Origin of the sequence: Agromyces sp. CCNWLW203 (genome assembly GCF_036576125.1) — a bacterium.
GTDB lineage: Bacteria > Actinomycetota > Actinomycetes > Actinomycetales > Microbacteriaceae > Agromyces.
The window spans coordinates 23,521-44,769 of sequence record NZ_JAZHYX010000003.1 but is presented as its reverse complement, the minus strand read 5'-3'; the positions used below and the strand labels follow the sequence as shown (position 1 = coordinate 44,769).

Below are 21,249 nucleotides of genomic sequence, written 5' to 3'. Positions count from 1 at the left end.
CAGAACACGGCCGCTGCCGTCACGCCGCCCGGTAGTTTGGCTGAGGCCGTTCGAACGGCCGCATGCGATGGCGCGGGACCAGCTCGGATCGCAGGCAGCCGGGCGCCCGCGATGAACGGGAGCACGGGAGCGCGATGAACGACGTACAGCCGGCGGGCACTGCCGCCGACCGGGCGAGATGGCGTCGCTACCTCGCCGATGAACGGGCCGAAGCCGCCGTCTACCGCGAGCTCGCAGCGCGACGCGACGGTGAGGAGCGCGACATCCTCCTGGCCCTCGCCGCGGCCGAGGGGCGCCACGAGGCCCACTGGCTCGCCCTGCTGGGCGGCGACGACGGCGGCATGCCCCGCGCCGACGTGCGCACGCGACTGCTCGGCACCCTCGCGCGGCGTTTCGGCTCGATCTTCGTGCTCGCGCTCGCGCAGCGCGCCGAGGCGCGTTCGCCGTACGCGACCGACCCCGACGCCACTGCGGCCATGGCAGCCGACGAGCGCATCCACGGGGAGGTCGTACGGGGACTCGCCGCCCGCGGCAGGCGCCGCCTCGCGGGCACGTTCCGCGCCGCGGTGTTCGGCGCCAATGACGGCCTCGTCTCGAACCTCGCACTCGTGCTCGGCATCGGGGCCACGGGTGTGCCCGCCGCCGTCGTGCTCTTCACCGGCATCGCGGGCCTCCTCGCCGGCGCCCTGTCGATGGGCGCGGGGGAGTACGTCTCGGTTCGGTCGCAGCGCGAGCTGCTGGAGGCATCAGCTCCCGACCCGACCGCTCGCGAAGCACTGCCCGACCTCGACATCGACGCCAACGAACTCGCGCTCGTCTATCGGGCACGCGGCATGGGGGAGCAGGAGGCCGTCGATCACGCTGCCCTCGTCGTCGCGCGCGTGCACGCCGCCGAACAGGTGCAGGCGCCCACCGACGCCCTCAGCGTCATCGAGCACGACGACGAGGCTGTCGGCACCGGCCTCTCGGCCGCGATCTCGAGCTTCTGCTTCTTCGCCTCGGGGGCGCTGATCCCCGTGCTGCCGTATCTGTTCGGCATGACCGGCCTCGCGGCGATTCTGACGGCGACGGTGCTGGTGGGCGTCGCCCTGCTCGCGACCGGCGCGATCGTCGGCGTGCTCTCGGGGGCGTCGCCGCTGAAGCGGGCACTCCGCCAACTCGCCATCGGCCTCGGCGCCGCGGCGGTCACGTACCTCCTCGGACTGGCCTTCGGCACCACGATCGTCTAGGAGCATCATGACCCGACCCGTCGCGCTGCTCACCGGCGCCGGCCGCAGCAACGGCATCGCCTGGGCCATCGCCACAACGCTCGCCGCCGACGGCTGGGACGTCGCGTTCAGCCACTTGGGCGACTACGACCGGCGGATGCCGCTGGGCGGCGACCCCGATCGCGACCCCGCGGCGCTCGTGGCCGAACTCGACGCGCTCGGTGCGCGGGCGATCGCCGTCGATGCCGACCTCGCCGACCCGTCGGTGCCGGGCAGGCTCGTGGCCGAGGCATCCGCTGAGCTCGGTCCCATCAGTGCGCTCGTGCTCTCGCATGCCGAGAGCGTCGACTCCGGCATCCTCGACACCACGGTCGAGAGCTTCGACCGGCACTTCGCCGTCAACACGCGGGCGTCATGGCTGCTGCTGCAGGCCTTCGCCGCGCAGGTGCCGAACGGCGGCGGCCGGGTGGTGGCGCTGACGAGCGATCACGTCGTCGGCAACGTGCCCTACGGCGCGAGCAAGGGAGCGCTCGATCGCATCGTGATCGCGGCGGCCCGCGAGCTCGCCCCGCTCGGCATCACCGCGAACCTGGTGAACCCGGGGCCGGTCGACACCGGCTGGATGGACGACGAGACCCGCGCGGCGCTCACCGCGGCGCAACCGACCGGCAGGCTCGGCACTCCCGACGATGCGGCGCGACTCGTTCGATTCCTCGTCTCCGACGAGTCTCGATGGGTCACCGGTCAGTTGATCATGAGCGACGGCGGCTTCTCGATCTGAGCGGCATGCTGCCGCGAGGTCAGCCGGCGGGTGCGGTCACGAAATCGATGAGCTCCTCGACCCGACCGAGCAGGGCCGGTTCGAGATCGCCGTAGCCGCGCACGCGGCCGAGGATGTGCTGCCAGGCTCGCGCGATGTCGGCCTGCTCGGCGTGCGGCCAGCCGAACGCGTCGCACACGCCGTGCTTCCACTCGGTGCCGCGCGGGATCACGGGCCACGCCTCCTTGCCGAGGCGGGCCGGCTTCACGCCCTGCCATATGTCGATGAACGGATGCCCCACGACGAGCACGTTCGCCCCGTGCGGGCCGCGCATGACGGCGTCGGCGATGCGCTGCTCCTTCGAGCCGGCCACGAGGTGGTCGACGAGCACGCCGGCCTTGCGGCCGGGGCCGGGTCGGAACTCGGCGAGCACGTCGGCCAGCACGTCGACGCCCTCGAGGTACTCGACGACGACGCCTTCGACGCGGAGGTCGGCGCCCCAGACCTTCTCGACGAGTTCGGCGTCGTGGCGCCCCTCGACGAAGATGCGGCTCGGCAGGGCGACCCGCGCGGGCGAGGACTCCACGGCGAACGAGCCCGATGCCGTGCGCAGCCGCCCCACGGGGGCCTTGGGCTTCGGCGCCACGAGCTGCACGGCCTCGCCGTCGACGAGGAAGCCGTGGCCGAGCGGGAACATGCGCTTGGCACCGAATCGGTCTTCGAGCACGACGATGTTCTTCTCGATGCCGATCACGGCGCCGCAGAACCCGTTCTCGGCGAGTTCGACGACGAGGTCGCGATCGGCCTCGACCGTCGGGATCACCTTTCGCCCGCGCGCCTTCCAGTCGCCGGCGAGCACGTCGCCGCCGTACCGGTCGTGGGGGTCGCTGCGGATGGAATCAGGAGGCGTCGCGGGCACCGATCGAGGCTAACGGAAGTCGCGCGATCGGTGCGGCGCCGACACGGTGAGGGGCTCGAATCGGTCGGCGACGAGGTTGGTGACGCCCTCGTGCGAGCGCTCGAGGATGCCGCGCACGATCATGGCCGGTGCTTCGCGGGCGATGCGGCGGTAGCGGTTCCACACCCCGACGCCCGCGATGACGTTCAGGGTGCCCGACTCGTCTTCGAGGTTCAGGAAGGTGATGCCGCTCGCCGTCGCCGGCCGCTGCCGGTGCGTGACGACCCCGCCCACCTCGATACGCCGCCCCGACTCCGCCTGCTGCAGCAGGTCGATGCGCACGACTCCGCGCCCGTCGAGCCGCTCGCGCACGTGCCTGATGGGGTGGTCGTCGGGGGAGATGCCAGTAGCCCAGAGGTCGTAGACCACCTGCTCGGCCGGGCTCAGCATCGGCAGCAGCGGCGGCTGCACGACGACGACGGAACCCGCGAGGTACTCCTCGCGGTCGAGGGCGGCCTCGCCCGCCATCCAGAGCGCCTCGCGACGCTCGAGGCCGAAGCCGTCGAAGGCGCCGGCGGCGGCGAGCGCTTCGAGCTGCGCGGCGTCGAGCGCACCCCGGCGCGAGACGTCGGCCATGTCGCGATAGGGCCCGCGGGCCTCGCGTTCGGCGACGAGTCGCTCGGCGACGGCCTGGCCGATCGAGGAGACGTCGGCGAGCCCGAGCCGCACCACGAATGCACCGTCTCGTCGGTGCTCGGCGCTGCGATCGGGGGCGCGACGATCGAACTCGCCGACGGGCGCCTGCACGGCTTCGGCGCACGCGTCGAGACCGGTGGGCGCGCGGCATCCGTCACCGTGGCTGGAGCCTGCTACGGCAGGGTCGCCGTCTGCGGCCTCGAGCCCCGCGTGCACACCCGACCGCAGGATGTCGGGCCGCAGCACCTCCACGCCGTGGCGGCGTGCATCGGCGGTGAGCGTCTGGGGTGAGTAGAAGCCCATGGGCTGGGCCCGCAGCAGCGCCGCGAGGAACGCGGCCGGATAGTGCAGCTTCAGCCACGAGCTCGCGTAGACGAGCAGCCCGAAGCTCAGCGCATGGCTCTCGGCGAAGCCGAAGTTCGCGAAGGCCTCGATCTTCTCGTAGATCGAGTCGGCGACTTCGCCCTCGATGCCGTTCTCGGCCATGCCGGTGTAGAGCTTCGCCTTTAGCCGCTCGATCTTCTCGACCCCGCGCTTGGAGCCCATGGCCCGCCGCAACTGATCAGCGTCGGCAGCGTCGCAGTTGCCGACCGCGACCGCCATCTGCATGAGCTGCTCCTGGAAGAGCGGCACTCCCATCGTGCGCTCGAGCACCGGTTCGAGCTTCGGATGCAGGTAGCTGACCGCCTCTTCGCCCGTGCGACGTCGGATGTACGGATGCACCGCGCCGCCCTGCACCGGACCGGGCCTGATGAGCGCGATCTCGACCACCAGGTCGTAGAAGCACCGGGGCTTCAGCCGGGGGAGCGTGCCCATCTGCGCACGGCTCTCGACCTGGAAGACGCCGATCGAGTCGGCGCGGCAGAGCATGTCGTAGACCGCCGCCTCTTCTTTCGGCAGGGTCGCGAGCTCCCACACCTCGCCCGTCGATTCGCGGATGAGGTCGAAGGTGTACTGCAGGGCCGCGAGCATGCCGAGGCCGAGCAGGTCGAACTTCACGAGGCCCATCCACGCGCAGTCGTCTTTGTCCCACTGCACCACGGTGCGGTTCTCCTTGCGGGCGTGCTCGATCGGCACCACCTCGCCGACGGGCCGGTCGGTGAGCACCATGCCTCCCGAGTGGATGCCGAGGTGACGCGGGAAGCTGAGCACCTGCCCGGCGAGCTCGACGACCGCATCAGGGATGTCATGGTCGTCGGTCTCGACGACGGCGCCCCAGCGTTCGACCTGCCGCGACCAGGCGTCTTGCTGCCCTGTCGAGTACCCGAGCGCCTTCGCCATGTCGCGCACGGCGGCCTTCGGCCGGTAGCTGATGACGTTCGCCACCTGCGCCGCGTTCTGCCGGCCGTACTTCGCGTAGACGTACTGGATGATCTCCTCGCGCCGGTCGGAGTCGAAGTCGACGTCGATGTCGGGCTCCTCGTCGCGGAGCGCCGACAGGAAGCGCTCGAACGGCAGCCGGTACCCGATCGAGTCGACCGCGGTGATGCGCAGGGCGTAGCAGACCGCCGAGTTCGCCGCCGAGCCGCGACCCTGGCAGAGGATGCCGCGGCGCCGCGCCTCGGCCACGATGTCGTGCACGATCAGGAAGTAGCCCGAGAAGTCCTTCAGCTCGATGACGTCGAGTTCGCGCTCGAGTCGCTCGCGCACATGCTGCGGCACGCCGGGGTAGAGCTCTTCGGCGCCTCGCCAGACGAGCACCCGCAGCCAGCTCATGGGCGTGTGCCCCTCGGGCACCTCTTGCTTCGGCAGCTTCGGGCGGGCGCTGCGCAGGGTGAAGGCGAGCTCGTTCGCGAGGGTCACCGAACGCGCGACGGCACCCGGGTAGCGCGCGAACCGTGCGGCCATCTCGGCGCCGCTGCGCAGGTGCAGCTGGTCGGAGGCCGGCAGCCACCCGTCGAGCTCGTCGAGGCTGCGGCGCGCCCGCACCGCGGCGAGGGCGGCCGCGAGACGGTGCTCGGGCGGCGTCGCGTAGTGCACGGCGTTCGTCGCGAGGAGCGGGAGCCCCGCCCGCTCGGCGAGTCCCGCGAGCGCGTCGTTCGCCTGCTGGTCGAACGGATGCCCGTGGTCGAAGAGTTCGACGACGACGTTGTCGCGCCCGAAGAGCGCGGTGAGACGGTCGAGCTCGCGCGCCGCGGCATCCGCCCCGCCCTCGGCGAGCGCGCGGCGCACGGCACCCTTGCGGCACCCGGTCGGCACGACCCATTCGCCGTCGGCGCGTTCGGCGAGCGCCTCGATGGAGTACACCGGTCGTCCCTTCTCGCCACCTGCGAGCTGGGCGTCGGTGATCGCACCCGCGAGCCGATGGTAGCCGGTCTCGCGCCGGGCGAGCACGAGCAGGTGCTCGCCCTCGGGGTCGGCGACGCCGTTCTGCGGCCCCTGCAGTCCGAGCGAGAGCTCGGCGCCGAAGACCGTCTGCAGTTCGGGGAAGCTCTCGGCGGCCTCGGCGAAGTGCACGATGCCGTAGAAGCCGTCGTGGTCGGTCATGGCAAGCCCGGTGAGCCCCAGGCGCTGCGCCTCCTCGACGAGCTGCTCGGGTGAGGAGGCGCCGTCGAGGAAGCTGAAGTTCGAGTGCGCGTGCAGTTCGGCGTAGGGCACGATCGGCCCGGTCGGGGCCGCGAGCCCCTCGGACGGACGATACGGATGGCGCTTGCGGCTCCAGGCGGGGGAGTCCCCGCCGTCGCCGATCGTCTTCGGCGTGCCACCCGGCCGGCGCTCGTCGGAGAGCTTGCGCTCGAGCTCCGACCACGGAATGCCCGGATTGTTCCACCCCATCGGTCACCCCCCTTTCCTGCACTGTTCGTTCTCAAACCGGTCGCTCGGCTCAGTCGTACCTCGCCTCGGCCCACCAGCCCTCGTCGTCGCGCACGAGGAGCCACGCGCAGCCGTCGTCGTCGACGATCTGGAACCGGTGCACGCGCCGCGCGTGCTCGGCGTCCCACCACCGCTCGACGACCGGCCAGGGGCCGGCCCAGGCCCGCACGGGAGCGGGTTCGCCGCCGGCGAGCGCGAACCGCTCGGGCCTGGCCGAGATCACTCCGCGCGCGTCGATCGTGACGACGGCGCCCCCGCCGTCGAGCAGCCCGATCGGCAGCCGCTCGCGGAACACGCTCGCGGGGGCGAGCGCCGGCAGGCTGCCGGGCCACGGTGCGCGCGAGTCGGAGGCAGTGCCGACAGTGCCGGAGCCCGAGCCGGCGCGTTCGGGCGCCCGATCGCCCCACGGCACGAGCACCTGCCGGTCGGCGAGCATGCGGCCGCCGCCGATCGCGGCCGTGACGACCGCATCATGGCCGAGCATGCTCTGCACGCGCGTGAGCCCGTGGTGCACGCGCTCGTCGGGCCCGCCGCCCCAGAGCCCCTCTTCGTGGTTGCCGGTCGAGTCGATGCGCTCGGGCACGACGCGCAGGCGCACGATCGGACGCGTGAGTGCGCTGTCGGCGGTGCCCGCGCCCTGCAGTTGCCAGCGCACCCGGTCGACGACGTCGGCGGGGGTGAACCAGCGGGGGTGCAGCCAGCTGCGGCTGGAATGCCCGCCGGCCTCGTCGTCGATCTCGACGCGGATGCCGGTGCACACGAGCCGCTTCGCCCGCATGCGCTCGATGAACTCGTCGGCACGCACGCGGAAGGCGAAGGCGAGCTGGTCGATGCGGTCGAGCGGCGGCTCGAACTCCTGTGCGACCTCGAACTCGGGCGGCGGTGTTCGGGCGAGCACCCTCGCCTGCTCGCGCCCGGAGGCCCGGTCGTGCGCGAAGGCGCCCGCCGCACCGAACCGGCGACGCACGTCGGCCTCGGGCAACGCCGCGAACTCGCCGAGGGTGCGCACCCCGAGTCGGTTCAGCAGCGTGCCGATGCGGGCATCGACGACGAGGCGCACCGGCAGCGGTGCGATGAAGGCAGCGGATGCCCCGGGCGCGACGATGCCCACGGGCGACTCGCCGGCGGTGCCCCAGGCCGCCGCACGGGCCGCCTGCTCGGCCGCGAACGGCCCGTCGGCGACCCCGACTCGCGCGCCCACCACGTCGAGCGCTGCGACGGTGTCGAGCAGCGCCCGCGCCGCGGCATCCTCACCGCCGTAGTAGCGCGCAGGGCCCCTGGCCCGCATCGCGAGCGTGCCGGGGCGGATGAGCTGCACCCCGGGCACCGTCTCTTCGACGCGGCGCACGACCGGTTCGAAGATGCGCACGTCGAGCGAGGCGTCGTAGTCGAGCAGGGTGAGCCCGGGGGAGCGGTACTGCGCCTCGCGGAGCTTCAGCCCGCGCACCACGCCGTCTCGGCGGGCGGCGGCCGAGCAGGCGAAGATCTGCCCGCCCTCGGTGAGGGCGACGGGGGAGTCGGGATCGAGGCCCGCCTCGCGGCAGGCGGCGAACACGGGCCAGTCGGGGCACCAGAGCACGATCGTGCGAGTGGGGTCGCCGTGTACGAGGTCGACCGCCATCAGACGGCCCGCCGAACATATTCGTCGAGGCGCACCGGCGCGCCCAATGGCACCGGCGCACCCGGCTGCGCCGTCTCGACGGACCGCGCCGGCTCGGCGTCGGAGGCGGCGAACTCGAGCGAGCGCCCCGGCAGTCGGAGCAGTGAGCGGCCGCGGCGCCCGAACTCGCCGCGCCCGCCCGACGAGACGACGACGTCGCGGTCGCTGAGATGCCCGTGCCCGAGCTCGAGTCCGTGCCATTCGCTCGCCTCGACGCCGAGGCTCGCATCGCTGCCCGGCCACTCGCCGGCGACGAGCAGCACGGTGCCCCGCTGCCGGAGCCTCGCGGACAATCGCGAGGTCTCGGCGGGGGAGACCCGGCCCACCGGTCGCACGGCGACCACGGGGATGACGTCGGCGAGCGCCGCGACCACGGCGAGCCACTGCCGCCCGGGGTCGGGCACGAGCGCGAGCCGCTCGAGGTCGATGCCGAACCGCGAGGCGGCCTCGACGCCGAACTCGGGCATGCCGGCGACCGCGACCCAGCGACCGCTCGCCGAGGGGCCGGCGAGGAGCGCCATGAGCAGGGTCGTCGACCCCTCGACCGAGACGACGGTGCCCTCGCGGAGGCTGCCGCCGGGCAGCACCTGCTCGAAGGCGGGATGCGTGGGCACCGCCTTCGAGTCGAGCCGCGTCGCCTGCATGCCCCTGATGCGGGCCTGCAGCTCCTCGACGCGCGACGGCGCTTCGGCCGGGGCGAGGGGAGCGGTCATGGTCACCCTCACAGTTTCGAACACATGTTCGAATACGGCAAGTCGAGAGTGCCGACCGTCCGGAACATCCGACGATCTCGAGACAGACGTCGGATGAGAGCGTTACCGTGCATCCGAGATCGTGCCGGCCGAGATGTGTGATTTCACAGCGCGATTCCACGATCTGAGAGGATGAGCCGCATGATCGAGGTGAACGACGTAGGCGTGATCGCGGGCAACGTGACCCTCCTGGCCCCGATCTCGACATCGGTGCAACGCGCTGAGGCGCTGATCGTGCGCGGTCGGAACGGAACGGGCAAGTCGACATTGCTGCGCGTCCTGGCCGGTGCCCGGAAACCGACGAGCGGGACGGTGCGGATCGCCGGCGCCGGCGTGATCGAGCGCGATCGTGATTTCCGGCGACGGGTCGCCGCGATGATCGGTTTACCGCCGATGGCCTCCGACCTCACCGTGCTCGACCATGTGCTCCTGGTCGCGACGACATGGACGGAAGACTCCACCGCTGCTGCGGAGCTCACGCACGGCGTGCTTGCGGAGTTGGGGCTGGATTCACTGGACGGACGGTTCCCCCACGAGCTGTCATCGGGGCAGACGCAGTTGTTCGGCCTCGCCCTGGTGCTGGCGCGTCCGTTCGAGGTGCTGATCCTCGACGAGCCGGAGCAGCGGTTGGACCCCGACCATGTCGAGTCGGTGATCCGCGCACTGCGTGCGCGGCGCGATGCCGGCGCGACGCTCGTGGTCGCGACGCACAGCACCTCGCTCGCGGATCGGTTGGCTGATCGCACGCTCCTGCTGGATGCTGCATGAGCGCCCGCTTGCGTGCTGCGATCGGGATCTGGCGTGCGCGTGACGTTCGTACGGCCGGCGACCGCGGGTTCCTGGTCTACATGGTCCTCATGGTCGCGCTGGTCACCGTGGCACCACTCGCCCGCGCGGTGTGGCTGAGCGCGACCAGCGCGGAAGGGGTCGCCCTGTTCGCGTCGCCTGCTGCACCAGGAGCGACGATGCTCGTCGTCTCGAGCATGTGGACGGGTGCACTGCTGCTGGGCCGTGATCGCGGGCCGGCACTTCGTCCACCGTTCCCGACTCATGCGCTCGCCGTCAGCGATCTGCCCCGCTCGAGCGCGTTCCGCGGCCCCGTGCTGCGCGCCGGCGGGCTCGTCACCGCGACGACGACGCTCGTCGCCGGACTGGTCGCCGGCAGCCTTGCAATGAGCGGCCTGTCCGAGCCGCTCAGTGTCGCAGTCTTCGCGGCAGTCGGCGCGATGGTCGGCGTCATCACGACGGTGGCGTGGCTCGCCGGCCAAGCGTTCCCACGGGCTGCAGTGCCGGTCGCGCTCGGCGTCCTGGCGGTGGGGGTCACTACTGCCGTCGTTCCCGTCATACAGCCGTTCACCCCCTCGGGCTGGGTCGGCCTCGCCTACCCGGGGACCAGTTCGTCGCACACCCTCATTGCACTGGCCGCTCTGACTGCGACACTCGTCGCCGCGGTGCCGGTGCTGATGAACCGGCTCGACATCGCCGTCCTGACCGCGCAGGCTGCCCGCTGGGACTCGGCGACGGCCCACGTGACGAGCATGGATTTCACCACGGCGGCCGCGCTCTACCGACGCCGGCCGTACACCGGGCGCCGCTCCCGGGCGGTCCGGCCGATGAGCGGGCTGGCGTGGACGTTCCTGATCCGTGACGCGATCGGTGCCGCCCGCACGCCCGGACGTCTCGTCGTCGGCGTCGTCGCCCTCACCGCGAGCGGGGTGCTGATCACGCTCGCGTTCGCACCCGGATCACCCGGCTGGCTGCTCGGGGCCGCCGCAGGCCTGATCGCATTCGCAGGCTTGGGGCCGGTCACGGACGGCATCCGGCACGCTGCAAGCGTTGCCGGGGACTTTCCCCTCTACGGGATCAGCGACGAACGGCTGCTCGCCAATCACGCACTCTTCCCACTGGTCGTGCTCGTGATCGTGCTGCTGGCGGCGGCCGTCGTGTGCTCGATCCTCACCGGCATCCCGGCCGCCTCGCCGCTCGCCAGCGCGCTCGCGCTCGGACTGCTCGCGCTGTTCACCCAGGTCGGCAACGCCCTGAAGGGTCCGCTCCCGCCCGAACTGCTCACCCCGATTCCCACGCCGATGGGCGACCTGGGTGCAGCGGTGCGGATGACCTGGGCCGTGGACGGGGTTCTCCTCGCGGCGTCGGCCGGCGCATCGGCGGCGCTCGCCTTCGAGTCCCCGCTCCTGCTCACCGGAGTCGCCGTCACCGTCGTCATCGTCGGAATCAACCGTTGGCGCCACCGGGGGTGATGCATCGCCGGTGAGCGATCCGAGATCGGGAGCGACTCCCGGAAATGCGAAAAGGCCGGATCAGAAAACTGATCCGGCCTTCTCGACACAAGCGTGCGCGAGGGGGGACTTGAACCCCCACGCCCGTTAGGGCACTAGCACCTCAAGCTAGCGCGTCTGCCATTTCCGCCACCCGCGCTCGTGTCAGGCCGTTCCGATCACTCGGTGGCCCGAGAGAAGACATTAGCACGGTTTCAGAGGTGCCTTCGACCACGGTGGCGAGCCACGGATGCCCCGGCTACCGTGAGTGGCATGGCCCCGTCTCCCATTGGCACCCCTTCCGACGCAGAACTCGACGAGACGGCGATCGTCGCCCGCGACCTGATCCGCTTCGACACCTCGAACTACGGCGAGGGCCGGGCCAACGGCGAGCGAGAGGCCGCCGAATACGTCGAGGCGCGCCTGACCGCGCTCGGGCTCGCACCGCAGCTCTTCGAGCCCGAACCGCGACGCACGAGCGTCGTCGCACGCGTGCCCGGCCGCGACTCCTCGAAGCCTGCACTGGTCGTGCACGGGCACCTCGACGTCGTGCCCGCCGACGCACGCAACTGGAGCGTCGACCCCTTCGCGGGCGAGGTACGAGACGGCATGCTGTGGGGCCGCGGGGCGGTCGACATGAAAGACATGGACGCGATGATGCTGACCGCTCTCGGCGACATCATCGGCTCGGGGTCGCAGCCGGCGCGCGACCTCGTGGTCGCCTTCTTCGCCGACGAGGAGGCCGGGGGAGGCGCGGGCTCCGGCTGGCTCGTCGACCACCACCCCGAGCTCTTCGAGGGCGCCACCGAGGCGATCAGCGAGGTCGGCGGCTACTCGATCACGGTCGGCGGTCGCCGCGCCTACCTGCTGCAGACCGGCGAGAAGTCGCTGCTCTGGGTGCGCCTCGTCGCGACGGGCACCGCCGCCCACGGCTCGCGGCTCATCCGCGACAACGCGATCACGAAGCTCGCCGAGGCCATCGCGAGGCTCGGCCGCACCGAATGGCCGGTTCGCCTCACCGACACCACGCGCGAGCTGCTCGGCGAGATCGCGGGCGTGCTCGGCGTCGACCCCGAGCAGGTCTCGCCCGACGAGCTCGCACTCGCCACGGGCTCGGCATCGGGGTTCATCACCGCGACCCTCCGCACGACCACGAACCCCACGCTCCTCACCGCGGGCTACAAGCACAACGTCATCCCCGACCGCGCCGAGGCGCTCGTCGACATCCGCACCCTGCCCGGTGAGGAGGAGGCCGTGCTCGCCGAGGTGCGAGCGCTCGTCGGCGACGAGGTCGAGGTCGAGATCGTGCACCGCGACGTCGGGCTCGAGGCCGCGACATCCGGAGCCCTCGTCGATGCCGTGAAGCACACGCTCGGCGTGCACGATCCCGGCGCTCCCGTCTTCCCGTACCTGCTCTCGGGCGGCACCGACAACAAGGCGCTCAGCCGGCTCGGCATCGCCGGCTACGGCTTCGCGCCGTTGAAGCTGCCAGAAGGCTTGGACTTCCCGGCGATGTTCCACGGCGTTGACGAGCGGGTGCCGCTGGACGCATTAGTCTTCGGTAGGCAGGTCCTGCGGGACCTCCTCCTCGACTACTGACCGAGCTCAGTCCTCCTGCTTCCGCGGAGGCGGAAGGCGGATGCACCACGTGATCGAAGCGCTCATCCTCGGCCTCGTCCAGGGCCTCACCGAGTTCCTGCCGATCTCCTCGAGCGCGCACCTGCGCATCCTGGGGGAGTTCCTGCCGGGCGCTCAAGACCCCGGAGCCGCGTTCACCGCGATCACGCAGCTCGGCACCGAGGCCGCGGTCGTGGTGTTCTTCTGGCGCGACATCGTGCGCATCATCTCGCACTGGTTCGGGTCGTTCACCGGCCGCGTGCCGCGGAACGACCCCGATGCACGCATGGGCTGGCTGATCATCATCGGCTCGGTGCCGATCGTGGTGCTCGGCATCGTCTTCCAGGACCAGATCGAGACGAGCCTGCGCTCGCTCTGGATCGTCGCGACGATGCTCATCGTGTTCGGCCTCATCCTCGGCCTCGCCGACTGGGCGGGTGCGAAGCGCCGCAAGCTCGACGACCTGACCGTGCCGCACGGCATCTTCTTCGGGCTCGCGCAATCGCTCGCGCTGATCCCCGGCGTCTCGCGCTCGGGCGGCACCATCACGATGGGGCTCTTCCTCGGCTACGAGCGGGCGGCAGCGGCGCGCTACGCGTTCCTGCTCGCGATTCCGGCGGTCTTCGGCAGCGGGTTCTTCCAGCTGTTCAAGAGCCTCGACGAGCCGAGCGTCTACGGCCTGATCGAGACCGCCGCCGCGACCCTCGTCGCGTTCGTCGTCGCGCTCCTCGTGATCGCGTTCTTCATGAGCTACATCTCCAAGCGCAGCTTCCTGCCGTTCGTGATCTACCGGGTGCTGCTCGGCACGACGATCTTCGTGCTCCTCGGCACGGGAGTGCTCAGCGCCTGATTCCGGTCGACCGCCCTCGGTGTTCAGCGCTCAGCGTTCCTCGGGGTCGATCCCCTTGGCGCCGCGGCCACCGTCGATCGGCAGCACGACGCCGTTGATGAAGGATGCGGCGTCGGAGAGCAGGAACGCCACAGCGCCCGCGACCTCTCCGGCTTCTCCGGGACGGCCGAGTGGATGCAGCTGTGCGATCTGCCGTTCCAGGGCGGCACGAGATGCGGTGTCGAGACCCTCCAGATGCTGCGTGTAGCGGTCGGTCACGATGGAGCCGAGGGCGACGGCATTGGTGCGGATGCCGCGGGGCCCGTAGTCGACGGCCATGGCACGGGTCAGCCCTTCGACCGCCGACTTCGCCACGGCGTAGGGGAGTGCGCCACGCACCGCGCGCTGCGCCTGATGCGAGGACACGTTCACGACGGATCCGCCGATGCCCGTTCGGAGGAATTCTCCGATCGCGGCCGATGCGCCGGCCACGGTCGGTCTCAGGATCGCGTCGATGATGTCGAGCACGGCGTCGCTGCCCGCCTCATGCAGCCAGGCGTCCCGGAAGACCGCGGCGTTGTTGACCCAGCCGGTGAGCTCGCCGAGCTCGCGTGCGTGCTCGACGACGGTCGACAGCACCGCGGCATCTGCCGCGTCACCGACGATCGCCGAGCCGTGTGCGGTCTCGACCTCATCGAGCCATTCGGCCCGCGTGACGTCGACGACGACGACCCCTGCTCCGCTCCGGAGGAGTGCCTCGGCGATACTGCGCCCGACACCGCCCGCTGCTCCGGTGACCACATGCACAGCCCGACGCTGTTCCATGCACCAATGCTAGTTCGGAGCAGAAGGGTCGCAGGAGGTCAGGGCGTCGGACGCCCGTCTGCGCGACCCTCCGGCCCGTCGCCGCGGCGACGGAGGTAGCGCTCGAACTCCTGCGCGATGGCCTCGCCGCTCGCCTCGGGGGCGTCGACCGCGTCGCGCGCCTGCTCGAGCTGGGCGATGTAGCCCGCCATCTCGTCGTCTTCGGAGGCGAGGGCGTCGACGCCCGCCTCCCAGGCCTTCGCGTCGACCTCGAGGCTGCCGCGTGGGATCGAGAGGCCGGTGAGCTCCTCGACCTTGCCGAGGAGGGCCAGCACCGCCTTCGGAGACGGGGCGTTGTGCACGTAGTGCGGCACCGACGCCCAGAGGGAGACCGTCGGGATGCCGACGCGCTCGGCCTGGTCGGCGATGACGCTGAGGATGCCGACGGGGCCCTCGTAGTTCGAGCGCTCGACGCCGAGCGCCGAGCGCACGTCTGGGTTCTCGCTCGAGGCGAAGACCGAGAGCGGCCTCGTGTGCGGCGCGTCGGCGAGCATTGCCCCGAGCAGCACGATTCCCTCGATGTCGGCGGCGAGTGCCGCGTCGATCAGCTCGGCCGCGAAGCCCTTCCAGCTGCGGGCGGGTTCGGCGCCGATGAGCACGTGCAGCGCCTCGGCGCCGGGGCCGCTGACGCGTTCGTCGTCGTCATCGGCCGCCGGCAGCTCGCCGGGCCCCATGATCGCCGCTCCGGGCCATTCCAGTCGGCGCACGCCGTCGTCGCCGAGCGCGATCGTCGGGCGAGTGAACTGGTAGTCGAAATAGAGCTCGGGGTCGACGGCGGCCTTCTCGACGAGGCCGAGTCGCTCGACGAGGAGCTTCGCTGCCCCGGTCGCCGCCTCTCCGGCGTCGTTCCATCCCTCGAATGCGACGACGAGCAGCCTTCCGCCCTCGAAACCGGCCGGCTGATTCACTCCTGGTGCCCCGCTTCCCGCCCCGGATCTCCGGGTTCACCTCCACAATAGGCCGTGCCCGTAGACTTGTCGGTTGTGACCACTCGCCTCCCCGCCGCAGTCCTCTGGGACATGGACGGCACCCTTGTCGACACCGAGCAGTACTGGATGGCCGCCGAGACGGAGATGATGGAGGCCTTCGGCCTCCCGTGGGGCCACGACGACGCCCTCGCGCTCGTCGGCAGCGGGCTCTGGGAGTCGGCGGAGTTCTTCCAGCTGCGAGGCGTGGCTCTCGAGGCCGATGACATCGTTGCGCGCCTCACGAACCGGGTGCGCGAACAGCTCGAGTCGCACGGCGTGCCCTGGCGGCCCGGCGCCCGCGAGTTGCTGCAGGCGCTCCGCGAGGCATCCGTGCCCACCGCCCTCGTGACCATGTCGATCCGTTCGATGGCCGACGACATCGTCGCCGCCATCCCGTTCGAGGCGTTCGACGTGATCGTCTCCGGCGACAGCGTCGAGAACGCGAAGCCGCACCCCGAGCCCTACCTCACCGCTGCGGCCGAGCTCGGCGTCGACATCGCCGACTGCGTCGCCATCGAGGACTCGCCCCCCGGCCTGGCCTCGGCATTCGCATCCGGTGCGGTCGCCCTGGCCGTGCCCAACCTCATCCCGCTCGACGGCCTGCCCTCCGCCGCCCTGTGGCCCACGCTCGACGGCATGAGCGTCGCCGACGTCGCAGCACTCCTCCTGGTTCGCGAGGTCACCGCATGATCGAGAGTCGAGGCGAGCAGAGCGGCCCGTTCCGCGTGGGCGACCGCGTACAGCTGACGGGCCCCAAGGGCCGACTGCACACGATCACCCTCCAGCCGGGTCAGCACTTCCACTCGCACAAGGGCCTCCTCGCGCACGACGACCTGATCGGCCGGCCCGACGGCTCGGTCGTCGCCAACCAGGCGGGCGTCGAGTACCTCGCGCTCCGTCCGCTGCTCACCGACTTCGTCATGTCGATGCCGCGCGGCGCCGCGATCGTCTACCCGAAGGACGCCGCGCAGATCCTCGCGCAGGCCGACATCTTCCCGGGCGCCAAGGTGGTCGAGGCCGGTGTCGGCTCGGGCGCGCTCTCGCTCTGGCTGCTCCGCGCGATCGGCCCTGCCGGTCACCTGTACTCCTTCGAGCGTCGCGACGACTTCGCGAGCGTCGCGCGTGCCAACATCGCCACCTTCCACGGCGCCGACCCCGAGAACTGGTCGATCACGCTCGGCGACCTCGCAGAGGTGCTGCCAGAGACGGTCGACGAGGCATCCGTCGACCGTGTCGTGCTCGACATGCTCGCGCCCTGGGAGTGCCTGCCGTCGGTCTCGGCGGCGCTGAAGCCCGGCGGCGTGCTGCTCTGCTACATCGCCACCGCCACCCAGCTCTCGCGCGTCGCCGAGGCGATCCGAGCCACCGGCGAGTACACCGAGCCGCAGTCGTCCGAGACGATGGTGCGCGGCTGGCACGTGCAGGGACTCGCCGTTCGGCCCGACCACCGCATGATCGCGCACACGGGCTTCCTCATCACGGCCCGTCGCCTCGCGCCCGACACGATCCTGCCCGAGCTGAAGCGTCGCCCGTCGAAGACGGAGTTCAGCGATGAGGACTTCGAGGCCTGGACCCCGGGCGCGCTCGGCGAGCGCAACGTGAGCGACAAGAGCCTGCGCAAGCGCGTCAGGCAAGCGGATGCCGCGGCCACCCGTTCGCGCGCAGGCGACGAGCCGATCGCGGTGGACGCGACCGACGTCGCCGACGCACCAGACCCGGCATCGCCCGAGACGGAGCCGTCCGGTCAGGGCGGGTAGGCTTTCATCGCCCCTCACCGATCACCCAAGAATCGAGGATCAGTGCGCTCGTCATTCGCGCTCATCGCCACGGCCGGCATCATCGCCCTGACCCTGTCGGGGTGCGCTTCGGCGCCGACGCCCGACACGGGATCCGGTGATTCCTCGAACGCGGTCACGGTGACTGGCGAATTCGGCGAGGAGCCCCGTGTCGAGTTCCCGTCGCCACTCGCGCCCGAAGAGACGCAGTGCACGGAGGTCATCGAGGGCGAGGGCGAGTTCCTCCAAGAGGGCCAGCTCGTCATGCTCGGCGCGTCGCTCTTCAACGGGTCGACCGGTGAACTGGTGCAGGCGATCGGCTACGACGACGATCCGGCGCCGCTCGCGCTCGGCGGCGACACGTTGATCGCGTTCACGAAGGGCCTCAGCTGCGCCCGAGAGGGATCCCGGGTCGTCGTGGTGGCGCCGTCCGAAGAGGCCATCAGGCCTTCGGAGGACCCGAGTGGCGCCGAGGGCCGCGAGAGCCTCGTTGCGGTCTTCGACGTGCAACGCGCCTTCCCCGCTCGCGCCGACGGCGCGGTGCGTCTCAGCCGCGACGGCTTCCCCGCAGTGGTGCTGGCGCCCGACGGCCGCCCGGGCATCACGGTGCCGAACGCCGACCCGTTCGAGACCACCGAGGTCGAGGTCCTGAAAGAGGGCTCGGGCGAGGTCGTGGAGTCCGGTGACGCGGTCGTCGTGCACTACACGGGCGTGACCTGGGACGACAGCACGGTGCTGGAGGACTCGACCTGGCCCAACGGCGCCCCGACCATCGTGACCGTCACCGACGACGAGGGCGGCCAGATGCCGCAGGGCTTCTCCGAGGCGGTCATCGGCCAGAAGGTCGGCTCGCAGGTCGCGGTCGTCGTGCCGCCGAGCGCCGGCTTCGGTGACCAGGGCAACGCCAACGTGCCCCCGGGTGCCACGTTGTTCTACGTGATCGACATCCTGGGCGTGCTCTGAGCCCGTCGCGGCGACCCTCGCCGTCACCGCGGTTCAGTAAGATCGCACGTGTGGCGAGCGGCGGAGTGAACAAGGGCGAGTCGAAGATCCCGGTCGAGGATCGCCTGTTCAGCCTCGTGCTGGCATTGCTCGCGACCGAGACCGGGCTCTTGAAGTCCGAGATCCTCTCCACGGTCCGCGGCTACGCCGAGCGATTCGACTCCGCCGGTCAGAACGCGAACCTCGAGCGTCAGTTCGAGCGCGACAAAGACGACATCCGCGAGCTCGGCATCCCGCTCGAGACCGTCGAGTCGCCCGACCGGCCGGGCGACAACCAGGCGCTGCGCTACCGCATCCCCAAGGGGCAGTACGACCTGCCCGCCGACGTGCGGTTCACGCCCGACGAGCTCGCGCTGCTCGGCCTCGCCGCCGAGGTCTGGCGCGAGGCGTCGCTCTCCGCCGACTCGCAGCGCGCGCTCACGAAGCTCCGTTCACTCGGCATCGAGCCGCGCGAGCCGGTGATCGGCTACGCCCCTCGCCTCCGGGTGCGCGATGCGGCGTTCGAGCCGTTGCGGCAGGCGCTCGATCGTCGGCAGTCGGTGCGGTTCCGCTACTTCAAGCCCGGCGAGTCAGAGCCGCGCCTGCGCACGGTCGACCCGCTCGCCGTGGTGCTGCACGACGGCCGCTGGCACCTGCACGCCTTCGATCACGATGCAGCTGACTCGCGTACCTTCCTGCTCTCGCGCATCATCGGCGAGGTCGTTCCCGTGCCCGGTTCGAGCTTCGAGGCTCCGCCGCTCGGCATTCAAGACCGCATCATCGCCGAGCTGCAGGAGCTGCATCAGCGCAACGTCGCCGATCTCGCCGTCACCGGCGGCAGCGACGCCGAGGTGCGGCTCGGCAAGCGGGCGATCGAGGGCGACGAAGACGCCGGGGTCATCCGCTTGCACTACACGGACGCCGCCGTGTTCGCCGACGAGCTGGCCGCGTATGGTCCCGAAGTCCGCGTGCTCTCGCCCGCGAACCTGCGCGATGCGGTTCGCGAGCGGCTCCGCGCGGTCGCGGCGGCGCACGATTCAGCATCCGACGATGCAGGGGAGCGATGATGGCCAAACGCCCGAAGCCGTTGAAGGCGCCCGACAAGCTCGTGTTCCTGCTCTCGTTCGTGCCGTACCTGCTCGAGCAGCGCGTCGTCGACGTCGCAGAGGCCGCGGCCCACTTCGGGCTCTCCGAAGACGAGATCCGGCACGCCGTTCGACTGATCGCGACCTCGGGCCTGCCCGGTGAGACCGGTACCTACCAGCCGAACGACCTCTTCGACATCGACTGGGATTCCTTCGAAGACGAAGATGTCATCGTCATCGTGCACCACGTCGCGATCGACGACGCGCCACGTCTCTCGGCGCGCGAGGCCGCCGCGCTGATCGCCGGGCTGCAGTACCTCTCCGCCTCGCCCGAGAACTCGGGTCGGGCCGCGCTCGCGTCACTCATGGCGAAGCTCACGGCCGGGGCATCCGCTGCACCCAGTCGACTCGCCGTCGCCGAATCCGAAGCGGATGCCTCGCTCTCACGCATTCGCGAGGCGGTGACGGGCGGCCGGCAGCTCGAGTTCGACTACCGCAACGCCCTCGGCGTCGCGGGCCGTCGCCGGGTCGATCCGCTGCGCATCCTGTCGCAGGACGCCGACTGGTACCTGCAGGCCTACTGCCACACGCGTGAAGACGTGCGCAACTTCCGGGTCGATCGCATGAGCGATCTGATCGTCTCCGACGCACCGGTCGACGACCACTCCGACCGCACGGTGCCCGACACGCTCTTCCAGGGTTCCGAGTCCGACCTCGACGTGGTCGTCGACGTGGCCCCCGAGACGCTGCCGCTGCTCGCCGACTACCTCGCCGACTCGCGCACCGAGCAGGTCGACGGGCGTCTGCGGGTGACGCTGCGCCTCGCGCACGTGCACGGGCTCAAGCGTCTCGTGGCGGGGCTGCCCGGCCTCGTGACCGTGGTGGCGCCGGCCGAGGCTCGCGCCGTGGTCGCGGAGTGGGCGGCAGCGGGCCTGGCAGGCTACGCTGATTCCGATCCTTCCGATGTCGGGCGGCACGAGCCTGACATCGACGACAGGTAGACTGTCGTCACCCTCACCGACGAAACGGACGAACCCCCATGTGGCAAGGCTTCACTGGTTGGCACGCGCTGATCATCCTCGTGGTCATCCTGTTGCTCTTCGGAGCTCCCAAGCTTCCCGCGCTCGCCCGTAGCCTCGGCCAGTCGATGAAGATCCTCAAGACCGAGGTTCGTTCCGACAAGTCCGATCCCGACGCGAGCGGCGACGAGACGCCCAAGGCCGACGGGCCGGATTCCGGCAAGAACTCCTGACCACGGTGACCGCGGTGAAAGATCGCGGCGAGAAGGACCGCGAGAAGCGGATGTCGCTCGGTCAGCATCTGATCGAGCTCCGCAAGCGCCTCTTCATCTCGGCGATCGCGATCGTCGTGGGTGCCGGCCTCGGCTGGTGGCTCACGGATGCATTCATCTGGGAGGCGATTCAGGATCCCGTGACACGGGTCGCCGAGGCGCAGGGCAACGACGCGGCGGTCATCTTCCCGACCATTTCGAGTGCGTTCGACCTGCGACTGCAGGTGGCCTTCACGCTCGGCCTCGTGCTCTCGAGTCCGGTCTGGCTCTACCAGATCTTCGCGTTCCTGGTGCCGGGGCTGAACAAGAAGGAGCGACGCTTCACGCTCGCGTTCTTCGCGAGTGCGATCCCGTTGTTCTTCGCGGGCTGCGCCGCCGGCTGGTTCGTGCTGCCGAACATCGTGAAGCTCATGATGAGCTTCGTTCCCGATGGCGCTGAGTCGCTGCTCACGGCGAAGGAGTACTACGACTTCGTGCTGAAGCTCGTCGTCGCGATCGGCATCGCGTTCGTGGTGCCGGTGTTCATCGTGCTGCTGAACTTCGCGGGTGTGATCAGCGCTGCGGCGATCATCAAGTCGTGGCGGGTCGCGATCCTCGTGATCGTGCTGTTCACCGCGATCGCGACGCCGTCGGCCGATGTCGTCTCGATGTTCATGCTCGCCATCCCGATGATCGCGCTCTACTTCCTGGCCTGGTTCATCGCGCACCTGCATGATCGCCGTGTCGCGCGCCGCAACCTCCTCGAATTCGGGGAGCCTGTCTAGGCTGGAGGGGT

At 70.8% G+C, this 21,249-nt stretch carries 19 protein-coding genes and 1 tRNA gene; 13 read left to right on the top strand and 7 right to left on the bottom strand.

The genetic code is table 11. The features are described 5' to 3' along the window. The first annotated feature begins 134 nt into the window (after nucleotides 1–134). A complete protein-coding gene (locus VPH61_RS08340) occupies nucleotides 135–1,229 on the top strand; it encodes a VIT1/CCC1 transporter family protein (RefSeq protein ID WP_332063047.1) in 1,095 nt (364 codons plus the stop codon). A gap of 7 nt (nucleotides 1,230–1,236) precedes the next feature. Next, entirely contained in the window at nucleotides 1,237–1,989 is a 753-nt protein-coding gene (locus VPH61_RS08335; RefSeq protein ID WP_332063046.1) for an SDR family oxidoreductase, read from the top strand. A 19-nt stretch (nucleotides 1,990–2,008) separates the two neighbouring features. On the opposite strand, the gene VPH61_RS08330 is transcribed toward VPH61_RS08335, so the two are convergent. From VPH61_RS08330 to VPH61_RS08315, 4 genes are read right to left on the bottom strand one after another with little or no spacing between them, the layout of a single operon-like run. Then, entirely contained in the window at nucleotides 2,009–2,887 is an 879-nt protein-coding gene (locus tag VPH61_RS08330) for a DUF3097 domain-containing protein (protein ID WP_332063045.1), read from the bottom strand. A 9-nt stretch (nucleotides 2,888–2,896) separates the two neighbouring features. Next, nucleotides 2,897–6,337: an error-prone DNA polymerase gene (locus tag VPH61_RS08325; RefSeq protein ID WP_332063044.1), complete on the bottom strand. Its 3,441-nt coding sequence runs from the start codon at nucleotides 6,335–6,337 to the stop codon at nucleotides 2,897–2,899. Nucleotides 6,338–6,386: 49 nt separating this feature from the next. Next, on the bottom strand, nucleotides 6,387–7,997 hold the full coding sequence (locus VPH61_RS08320) for a DNA polymerase Y family protein (RefSeq protein WP_332063043.1): 1,611 nt from the start codon (nucleotides 7,995–7,997) through the stop codon (nucleotides 6,387–6,389). Further along, the gene (locus VPH61_RS08315; RefSeq protein WP_332063042.1) at nucleotides 7,997–8,749 is read right to left on the bottom strand and encodes a hypothetical protein; all 753 of its coding nucleotides are present in this window, start codon (nucleotides 8,747–8,749) and stop codon (nucleotides 7,997–7,999) included. The genes VPH61_RS08320 and VPH61_RS08315 overlap by 1 nt, the downstream gene beginning before the upstream one ends. A 180-nt stretch (nucleotides 8,750–8,929) precedes the next feature. Here VPH61_RS08315 and VPH61_RS08310 point away from each other — a divergent pair, with 180 nt between their 5' ends. Then, nucleotides 8,930–9,556: an ABC transporter ATP-binding protein gene (locus tag VPH61_RS08310; protein WP_332063041.1), complete on the top strand. Its 627-nt coding sequence runs from the start codon at nucleotides 8,930–8,932 to the stop codon at nucleotides 9,554–9,556. Next, nucleotides 9,553–11,046, top strand: coding sequence for a hypothetical protein (locus VPH61_RS08305; protein WP_332063040.1), 1,494 nt, complete (start codon nucleotides 9,553–9,555; stop codon nucleotides 11,044–11,046). The genes VPH61_RS08310 and VPH61_RS08305 overlap by 4 nt, the downstream gene beginning before the upstream one ends. A 94-nt stretch (nucleotides 11,047–11,140) precedes the next feature. On the opposite strand, the gene VPH61_RS08300 is transcribed toward VPH61_RS08305, so the two are convergent. Next, nucleotides 11,141–11,224 (bottom strand) — tRNA-Leu (locus VPH61_RS08300). A gap of 113 nt (nucleotides 11,225–11,337) precedes the next feature. Here VPH61_RS08300 and VPH61_RS08295 point away from each other — a divergent pair. Then, complete coding sequence (locus tag VPH61_RS08295; protein ID WP_332063039.1) at nucleotides 11,338–12,663, top strand: M20/M25/M40 family metallo-hydrolase; 1,326 nt, start codon at nucleotides 11,338–11,340, stop codon at nucleotides 12,661–12,663. 40 nt (nucleotides 12,664–12,703) lie between these two features. Continuing rightward, nucleotides 12,704–13,531 (top strand): undecaprenyl-diphosphate phosphatase, encoded by an 828-nt coding sequence (locus tag VPH61_RS08290; RefSeq protein ID WP_332063038.1) that lies wholly within the window; start codon nucleotides 12,704–12,706, stop codon nucleotides 13,529–13,531. A 30-nt stretch (nucleotides 13,532–13,561) separates the two neighbouring features. Here the strand turns inward: VPH61_RS08290 and VPH61_RS08285 are convergent, their stop codons facing one another. Both VPH61_RS08285 and VPH61_RS08280 read right to left on the bottom strand, forming a co-directional pair. Beyond that, nucleotides 13,562–14,335, bottom strand: a complete 774-nt coding sequence (locus VPH61_RS08285; protein ID WP_332063037.1) for an SDR family NAD(P)-dependent oxidoreductase — start codon at nucleotides 14,333–14,335, stop codon at nucleotides 13,562–13,564. A gap of 38 nt (nucleotides 14,336–14,373) precedes the next feature. Continuing rightward, a complete protein-coding gene (locus VPH61_RS08280; protein WP_332063036.1) occupies nucleotides 14,374–15,282 on the bottom strand; it encodes a PAC2 family protein in 909 nt (302 codons plus the stop codon). Nucleotides 15,283–15,357: 75 nt separating this feature from the next. Between VPH61_RS08280 and VPH61_RS08275 the strand changes: the two genes are divergently transcribed. Genes VPH61_RS08275 through tatC form a run of 7 tightly spaced genes read left to right on the top strand, consistent with a single transcriptional unit; the run spans nucleotide 15,358 to nucleotide 21,238 of the window. After that, nucleotides 15,358–16,032 (top strand): HAD family hydrolase, encoded by a 675-nt coding sequence (locus VPH61_RS08275; protein WP_332063035.1) that lies wholly within the window; start codon nucleotides 15,358–15,360, stop codon nucleotides 16,030–16,032. Further along, entirely contained in the window at nucleotides 16,029–17,099 is a 1,071-nt protein-coding gene (locus VPH61_RS08270) for a tRNA (adenine-N1)-methyltransferase (protein WP_332063034.1), read from the top strand. The genes VPH61_RS08275 and VPH61_RS08270 overlap by 4 nt, the downstream gene beginning before the upstream one ends. Nucleotides 17,100–17,141: 42 nt before the next feature. Beyond that, the gene (locus VPH61_RS08265; RefSeq protein WP_332063033.1) at nucleotides 17,142–18,080 is read left to right on the top strand and encodes an FKBP-type peptidyl-prolyl cis-trans isomerase; all 939 of its coding nucleotides are present in this window, start codon (nucleotides 17,142–17,144) and stop codon (nucleotides 18,078–18,080) included. Nucleotides 18,081–18,130: 50 nt separating this feature from the next. Beyond that, the gene (locus tag VPH61_RS08260; protein ID WP_332063032.1) at nucleotides 18,131–19,165 is read left to right on the top strand and encodes a helix-turn-helix transcriptional regulator; all 1,035 of its coding nucleotides are present in this window, start codon (nucleotides 18,131–18,133) and stop codon (nucleotides 19,163–19,165) included. Continuing rightward, nucleotides 19,165–20,184: a helix-turn-helix transcriptional regulator gene (locus VPH61_RS08255; protein ID WP_332063031.1), complete on the top strand. Its 1,020-nt coding sequence runs from the start codon at nucleotides 19,165–19,167 to the stop codon at nucleotides 20,182–20,184. Before VPH61_RS08260 ends, VPH61_RS08255 begins: the two co-directional genes overlap by 1 nt. 38 nt (nucleotides 20,185–20,222) lie before the next feature. Beyond that, nucleotides 20,223–20,435: a twin-arginine translocase TatA/TatE family subunit gene (gene tatA / locus VPH61_RS08250; RefSeq protein WP_332063030.1), complete on the top strand. Its 213-nt coding sequence runs from the start codon at nucleotides 20,223–20,225 to the stop codon at nucleotides 20,433–20,435. 50 nt (nucleotides 20,436–20,485) lie between these two features. Continuing rightward, nucleotides 20,486–21,238: a twin-arginine translocase subunit TatC gene (tatC, locus tag VPH61_RS08245; protein ID WP_442879085.1), complete on the top strand. Its 753-nt coding sequence runs from the start codon at nucleotides 20,486–20,488 to the stop codon at nucleotides 21,236–21,238. The last annotated feature ends 11 nt before the right edge of the window (nucleotides 21,239–21,249 follow it).

What these genes read in the sequence shown, in the direction of transcription:
- VPH61_RS08340 (WP_332063047.1), top strand. Translation starts at nt 135, where the DNA reads ATGAACGACGTACAGCCGGCGGGCACTGCCGCCGACCGGGCGAGATGG.
- VPH61_RS08335 (WP_332063046.1), top strand. Translation starts at nt 1,237, where the DNA reads ATGACCCGACCCGTCGCGCTGCTCACCGGCGCCGGCCGCAGCAACGGC.
- VPH61_RS08325 (WP_332063044.1), bottom strand. Translation starts at nt 6,337, where the DNA reads ATGGGGTGGAACAATCCGGGCATTCCGTGGTCGGAGCTCGAGCGCAAG.
- VPH61_RS08320 (WP_332063043.1), bottom strand. Translation starts at nt 7,997, where the DNA reads ATGGCGGTCGACCTCGTACACGGCGACCCCACTCGCACGATCGTGCTC.
- VPH61_RS08315 (WP_332063042.1), bottom strand. Translation starts at nt 8,749, where the DNA reads ATGACCGCTCCCCTCGCCCCGGCCGAAGCGCCGTCGCGCGTCGAGGAG.
- VPH61_RS08310 (WP_332063041.1), top strand. Translation starts at nt 8,930, where the DNA reads ATGATCGAGGTGAACGACGTAGGCGTGATCGCGGGCAACGTGACCCTC.
- VPH61_RS08305 (WP_332063040.1), top strand. Translation starts at nt 9,553, where the DNA reads ATGAGCGCCCGCTTGCGTGCTGCGATCGGGATCTGGCGTGCGCGTGAC.
- VPH61_RS08295 (WP_332063039.1), top strand. Translation starts at nt 11,338, where the DNA reads ATGGCCCCGTCTCCCATTGGCACCCCTTCCGACGCAGAACTCGACGAG.
- VPH61_RS08290 (WP_332063038.1), top strand. Translation starts at nt 12,704, where the DNA reads ATGCACCACGTGATCGAAGCGCTCATCCTCGGCCTCGTCCAGGGCCTC.
- VPH61_RS08285 (WP_332063037.1), bottom strand. Translation starts at nt 14,335, where the DNA reads ATGGAACAGCGTCGGGCTGTGCATGTGGTCACCGGAGCAGCGGGCGGT.
- VPH61_RS08270 (WP_332063034.1), top strand. Translation starts at nt 16,029, where the DNA reads ATGATCGAGAGTCGAGGCGAGCAGAGCGGCCCGTTCCGCGTGGGCGAC.
- VPH61_RS08255 (WP_332063031.1), top strand. Translation starts at nt 19,165, where the DNA reads ATGGCCAAACGCCCGAAGCCGTTGAAGGCGCCCGACAAGCTCGTGTTC.
- tatA (WP_332063030.1), top strand. Translation starts at nt 20,223, where the DNA reads ATGTGGCAAGGCTTCACTGGTTGGCACGCGCTGATCATCCTCGTGGTC.
- tatC (WP_442879085.1), top strand. Translation starts at nt 20,486, where the DNA reads ATGTCGCTCGGTCAGCATCTGATCGAGCTCCGCAAGCGCCTCTTCATC.